The following is a 6,103-nucleotide window of genomic DNA, read 5'->3' on the forward strand; positions in this document are numbered from 1 at the left end:
GACCAGGCGGGTGCCGGTGAGCAGGTCGGCGGCGACGAGCTCGGCGGCGCCGCCGACCCGTCCGCCGCGGCGGGCGACCCGGCCGCCGGTGACCAGGCGGCCGGTGACCAGGGTGCCGCCCAGAACGGCACCGGCCAGCACCACAAGTCGCGCCACCACAGCGGCGGCAACTGAGCCGCACCCCCTCCGGCACCCCGCGCGGGTGCCGGAACCTGACGCCCCGGCCGGCCGTTCACACGCGGTTCGGCCGGGGACGGTCCGGCCCTCCGGCGGGAGGGCCGGACCACCTCTTTTTCCGACGGATGCCGCCCGTGAGACCCGGGGGTGCCCTCGCCCGTCCCCGCTCACCCGCCCCCGTTCGCCCGCAGCAGCAGCACCGCCACGTCGTCCACCCGCTCGCGCCCCGACGCCCCGTGCCGGATCAGCTCGTCGGCGACGCTCTCCAGCGGCCCCCCGCCCGCCTCGGCGAACACCCCGCCCAGCTCGACCAGCGCGTCCTCGATGTCCACGCCCGGCGACTCCACCAGCCCGTCCGTGTAGAGGGCGAGCACCGAACCCGGGGCGAGGGCCACCTCGGTCGTCGGGTACACCGCCCCCGCGTCGATCCCGAGCAGCGGACCCCCGGCCAGGTCCAGCACCCGTACCCGGCCGTCCGGGCGGCGCAGCAGCGGCGGCGGATGCCCGGCCCGCGCCATCACGGCGCGCCCGCGCACCGGGTCCAGCCGCAGATACAGACAACTGGCGAACAGATCGGCGCCGAGGTCCAGCAGCAGCCGGTTGATGCTGTCCATCACCTCCTCCGGCGCCTGCCCCACCGCCGTGTACGCCCGTACCCCGGTGCGGATCTGCCCCATCAGCGCGGCCGCCGTCACGTTGTGCCCCTGCACGTCGCCGATCACCGCCGCCGCGAGCGGCCCGGTCGGCACCAGGTCGTAGAAGTCGCCGCCGATCTCCATGCCCCGGGTGGCGGGCAGATAGCGCGCCGCCGCCTCGATGCCCGGCGGCGGGACCAGGCTGTGCGGCAGCAGCGCCGACTGGAGGCCGTGCGCGAGCCGGTGCTTGGCGTCGTAGAGGAGGGCCCGCTCCAGGGCCTGCGCGATCATTCCGCCGAGGCTGGTGAGGACGGCGCGTTCCTCGGCCGGGAAGAGATGCGGGTGCGCGTACGCCAGTACGCACATGCCCACCGGGCGCCCGGAGGCGACCAGCGGCAGATACGCCCAGGCCGCGAAGCCGTCCCGGGTCCGGTGCCCCGAGGGATAGAGCCGTTCCAGATGCTCCACCGACTCGAAGAAGCCGGGCACGCCGCTGTCCAGGGCCTGGGTGCCGGGGGTGCGGGCGCTCAGTGGCAGCCCGTCGTAGTGGTCCACGGCGTGCGCGTCCGGATAGCCGTGGTGGCCCAGCACACGCAGCCGTCCCTCCTGCGAGCCGAGCAGCACCAGCGCCCGGCTGCCGACGGCGGGCCCCACCTCGTCCGCGACCAGCCGCACCACGTCCCGTACCGCCACCGCCTCGGTCAACGCGCCGGTCAGGCTGAGCAGTTGGGAGATGGTCACCAGGCGGGGCGGGGGCGCGCCCGACCGCGCGGTCTCACGCGCCCGCTCCGTGAGCACCTTGACCCGGGTGATGCGCACGCTCAGCCCGGTCGTGCTCGGATACAGCCGGAAGGACAGCCACTCGTCAGGCGGCCGCAGCGCCACGAACGAGGTCGGCCGCTGGCTGAGCAGCGCGGCCCGGTAACGGTCCTCGTACCCCGGATCGTTCAGCCAGGGGACCGACACCCACGGCGGGGTGCCGAGCAGCTCAACGGCGGGGCGGCCGAGGAGTTCGGCGGCGGCCGCGTTCAGGAAGCCGATGCGGCCCCGCAGGTCCATCGAGACCAGCCCGTACGGCAGCCTGGCCAGCAGTCGCGCCGCCTCCGTCGGGTCCGGGTCGGCGGCGGCCTCCGGTGCGGGTGCCGCCAGCAGATCGGGCTCGGGACCGGGCGGCCGGGCCTCGGTGGCGGCCCGCTCCAACTGCCCGGACAGCCGCGCGCAGGCCGCCGTCAGCCGCGCCTGCTCCTCGCCGGACAGCTCCGCCGGGTGCGTGCCGGGCCACGTCACGAACACCACGCCGTGCACCCGCTCCGCCGCCGCCAGCGGCACCGCCGCGAGCGCGAAGGGGTACGGCAGCACCACCGCGATCCTCGGGAAGCGGCGCGCCATCTCGTCCGCGCCGCCCACCCACACCATGCGCCGCTCCCGGACCGCCTGGGCCACCGGGATCCGCGCGCTCAGCCCGACCCGCTCCCAGGGCGCGGCGAACGCGCGCGGCAGTCCCGCCATCACCGCCATCTCCAGGACCGGCGCGTCGGACCGCAGCAGATAGACCGCACCGGAGTGCGCCCCGACCTCCTCCATCATCGAGGCGAGCGCGACCGACAGCAGCGGTCGTCCGGCCGCCGGGGACTGGGCCGCGGGCCCCGGTGTGTCGGACACCCCGACCACCTCCTCGTACGGTCGCGCGCCCGGACCGGGCGGAGCGGGGCGCCCGCCCGGGGTCGCCCCGCGCGACGGATGCCGCCACCGGGCGGCGTCCCTGACCTGCGAAGCGGCCCGGCCGGCAGTTGGGGCCACCGAGTACCCCGTGAGGGCGGGGCCCATGCCCGTGGTTCCGGAGCACGCGATGGCACACGGGCGCCGCGTGTGCGCCCCCGCGCCTCCTGATGGCCGGATCTCCGCGCACGAGTTGGGCCGACACACCCAACAATGGGCACGCGGTCGACTTCCGAGGGTGACAGCACGGCCGCACAGAGCGACACAGGGCGAAACCGAGGGGGCGGGAGTGATCCGGGTGCTTCTGGTGCACGACGCGTGTCTGGTACGGGCGGTTCTGGCGGAGTGGCTGCGGCGGGAACCGGGCCTCCACGTGGACGACACGCCGTGGCGCGGCGCCTCCGACCAGGTGCGCACACTGTCCCCGGACGTGTGCGCGGCCGATCTCGAGTACGGCGACGGCCACGCGGCGCCCCCACTGGCCGAGTTGTGTCCCCCGGGCACGGGAGGACGCCCACCCGCGCTCGTGGTCCTCGCCAGTGCCCATCGCCCCGGCCTCCTCAAGCGCGCCGCCGAGGCGGGCGCGCTCGGCTTCGTCGACAAGGCGGGCTCCCCGGAACGTCTGGTCCGTGCGATACGGCACGTCGCCGCGCGGGAACGTTTCATCGACGCCTCGCTCGGCTTCGGTTTCCTCCGCGCCACCCAGATCCCGCTCACCCGCCGCGAGCTGAGCGTCCTGGACCTCGCGGCGGGAGGCGCCTCGATCGCCGAGATCGCCCGCAGCCTGCACCTGTCCCACGGGACGGTCCGCAACTACATGGCGGCGATCACCAGGAAGACGGGGGCGCGGAACCGGATCGACGCGATCCGGATATCGCGGGGGGAGGGGTGGCTGTGACGCGGGCCCTGACGTGGGCTGTGCCGGGGGCTGTGACGCGGGCTGTGACGCGGCTCCCGGAGCCGCTCAGCCCACCCGCGTGTCTGGCACCTCGGCCCAGTCGCCCATGAGGTCCCGGTACAGCGGCGAGGAGGCCAGCAGCTCGGTGTGCGGCCCGCACACCGAGCGCGGGCCGTCCAGCACCAGCACGAGATCCGCCCGCCGGGCCGAACTCATCCGGTGCGCGACGACGACCAGGGTGCCGCCGGGGCGGGCCGCGAACGCCCGTTCCGCGCGTTCCTCCGCCTCCGCGTCCAGGTGGCAGGTGGCCTCGTCGAGCAGGGCCAGGGGGGCGGGGGAGAGGTAGGCGCGGGTGAGGGCGATGAGCTGGCGTTCGCCCGCGGAGAGGGCGGACGGGTCGACGTGCGCGGCCGGTCCGCCGAGCTTGCGCAGGAGCGGGAGCAGCCCCACCGCCTCGGCGGCGGCGAGGAGTTCGTCCTCCGGGACCGGATCCGGGCGGTGCAGCGTGAGGTTCTCGGCGAGGGTGCCGCCGTGGACGTACGCCTCCTGCGGGATGAGCGTGCGGAGGGCGGTCGCGTCCGGTGCCGGGTGCCCGTGGAGGTGGAGGGTGCCCGCGTCGGGTGTGAGCAGCCCGGCGACGAGAGCGGTCAGCGTGGACTTGCCGGTGCCGCTCGGGCCGACGACGGCTAGGTGGGTGCCGGGCGGCAGCGCCAAGTCCAGCCCGTGGAGCACCGGTTCGCTGGCGGGGCCGTAGGCGAAGCGGAGGTCGGAGAGTGCGAGGGCGGGCGCATCCTGGGGCTCCGGGGAAGGACCGGAGGCTCGGGGTGCCTTTTCGACGGCGGGCTTCTCCGCAGGGATCAGGCGGCGCAGTACGACCGTCAGCCGCGCCCCGCTCGTGCCCAGCCCGTGGACCAGGTTCTGCAGGGCCGGGTACAGGGACTGGCCGACGTACGTGAGCGCGCCGAGGAGCGCGCCCGGTGTGACGCCCCGGCGCAGGAGCCAGGGGGCCGACACCAGGAGCAGGATCACCGGGACCTCGCCGCCCAGGGTGAGCGCGGCCACGCGGGCCGGGCTCCAGCGGGCCAGGGAACGGGCCGTCCGCAGCTCGGCCCGGACGCGGCGGCCGAGGTTCTCCGCGACCCGTGCCTCGGCTCCGGTCGCGGTGATGTCCCGGAGACCGGGGCCCACCGCGTTCAGGTCCTCGGCCAGCGCCTCGTCGGCGGTCAGGAACGCCTCCTGGCGGCGGGCCAGGGGGCGCAGGGTCGCCGCGAAGAGGGCCACTCCGGCCAGCAACGGGGGCAGGACCACCGCCAGGAGCAGCGGGTCGAGGGAGAACAGGCCGATCAGCGCGCCCGCCGCCGTGAAGAGGAAGGAGCGGGAGACCAGGACCAGCCCCGCGAGGGTGTCCCGGGCTATCTCCACCTGCTGGGTCAGCCCCGAGAGCGCGCCCGGGTCGGCCTCGCGGACCCCGCGCCGGACCACCCCCGTCACCAGCCGGTCCCGCACCGGCTCGACCAGCGCGGCCACCACGCCGTACACCCGCCCGGTGCCGACCGCGCCCACGACCACCGCCGCCCCGGCCGCCCCGAGCCAGAACATGCCGGTGCGTACGTCCCCGGCGAGGAAGCCCGCGTCCAGGGCGCGCGCGAGGGCGTACCCGGCCAGGAAGGTCTGCCCGGCCTCCAGGACGGACCAGGCGCCGAGCCGTACCAGCACCCGCCCCTTCGTCCGCGCGTACCGGGCCGCCCGCTGCCGCAGATTCATCGGAGCCCCACTCCCTTGTCATGAAGAGCTACTTGGTCACGGCCTCGGCGTCCCCGAACACCGCCCGGTACTCCTCCTCCCGCCACAGCTCCGCGTGCGGCCCCACCGCCCGCAGGCGCCCCCCGTCCAGCCACGCCACGGTGTCGGCCGCCGCCGCGGTCGCGGCCCGGTGAGCGACCAGGAGACGGGTCGGGCCGCCCGGGGTCAGCAGGGAGCGGGAGATCTGGCGTTCGGTGACCGTGTCCAGGCTGGAGAGGGCGTCGTCCAGGATCAATAGGCGCCCGTCGTGGGCGAACGCGCGTGCCAGACCCAGGCGTTGGGACTCGCCGCCGGAGCGGGGCGCGTCCGCGAGTGGTGTGTCGTAGCCCCGGGGCAGCCGGCGGACGAACGCGTCGGCGCGTGCCGTGCGGGCGGCCTCGCGGACCCGGTGCGCGGGCGGCCGGTCGAGGCCGAAGGCGAGGGCGTCCTCGACGGTCGCCCCGAACAACGCCGGGCGTTCGAAGGCGTAGGAGACGGCCCGGCGCAGCGCGTCGTGGGTCAGGTCGCGCAGCGGTACGCCGTCCAGCAGCACCTCGCCCGCGTCCGGGTCGGCGAGCCGTCCGGCGACCTCGGCGAGCAGCGACTTGCCGGTGCCGGAGCGGCCCACGACGGCGAGGGTCGTGCCGCCGGGCACGGTGAGGTCCACCCCGTCGAGCACGGTCCGGCCGCCCCGCCGGGCCGTGACGCCCCGCAGCTCCAACCTGCCTGGACCGGAGGGGAGTTCACGCGCGCCGTACGCACTCGCCGGTTCCGCCAGCACCTCGGCCAGACGCGCCGTGCCCGCCCGGGCCCGGCTCAGCGCGGCCAGCCGGCCGACCAGTACGCCGACGCCGGTCGCCAGCGCCGCGTACCGGGAGGCCGCCAGCACCTC

At 76.0% G+C, this 6,103-nt stretch carries 4 protein-coding genes; 1 reads left to right on the forward strand and 3 read right to left on the reverse strand.

Annotated elements, in window-relative coordinates; all coding sequences use genetic code 11:
* Positions 1-344: 344 nt before the first annotated feature.
* On the reverse strand, positions 345-2,474 hold the full coding sequence (locus tag GTW40_RS06765) for a SpoIIE family protein phosphatase (RefSeq protein ID WP_161179246.1): 2,130 nt from the start codon (positions 2,472-2,474) through the stop codon (positions 345-347).
* Positions 2,475-2,820: 346 nt separating this feature from the next.
* On the opposite strand from GTW40_RS06765, the gene GTW40_RS06770 reads away from it, so the two are divergent.
* The gene (locus GTW40_RS06770; RefSeq protein WP_161179247.1) at positions 2,821-3,429 is read left to right on the forward strand and encodes a response regulator transcription factor; all 609 of its coding nucleotides are present in this window, start codon (positions 2,821-2,823) and stop codon (positions 3,427-3,429) included.
* A gap of 66 nt (positions 3,430-3,495) precedes the next feature.
* Here the strand turns inward: GTW40_RS06770 and GTW40_RS06775 are convergent, their stop codons facing one another.
* A complete protein-coding gene (locus GTW40_RS06775; RefSeq protein ID WP_202485508.1) occupies positions 3,496-5,193 on the reverse strand; it encodes an ABC transporter ATP-binding protein in 1,698 nt (565 codons plus the stop codon).
* A 28-nt stretch (positions 5,194-5,221) separates the two neighbouring features.
* A partial coding sequence (locus tag GTW40_RS06780) for an ABC transporter ATP-binding protein (protein ID WP_161179248.1) occupies positions 5,222-6,103 on the reverse strand: 882 nt, incomplete at its 5' end.

The sequence above is a fragment of the Streptomyces sp. SID4985 genome (assembly GCF_009863025.1).
In the GTDB taxonomy this organism is placed as follows: domain Bacteria; phylum Actinomycetota; class Actinomycetes; order Streptomycetales; family Streptomycetaceae; genus Streptomyces.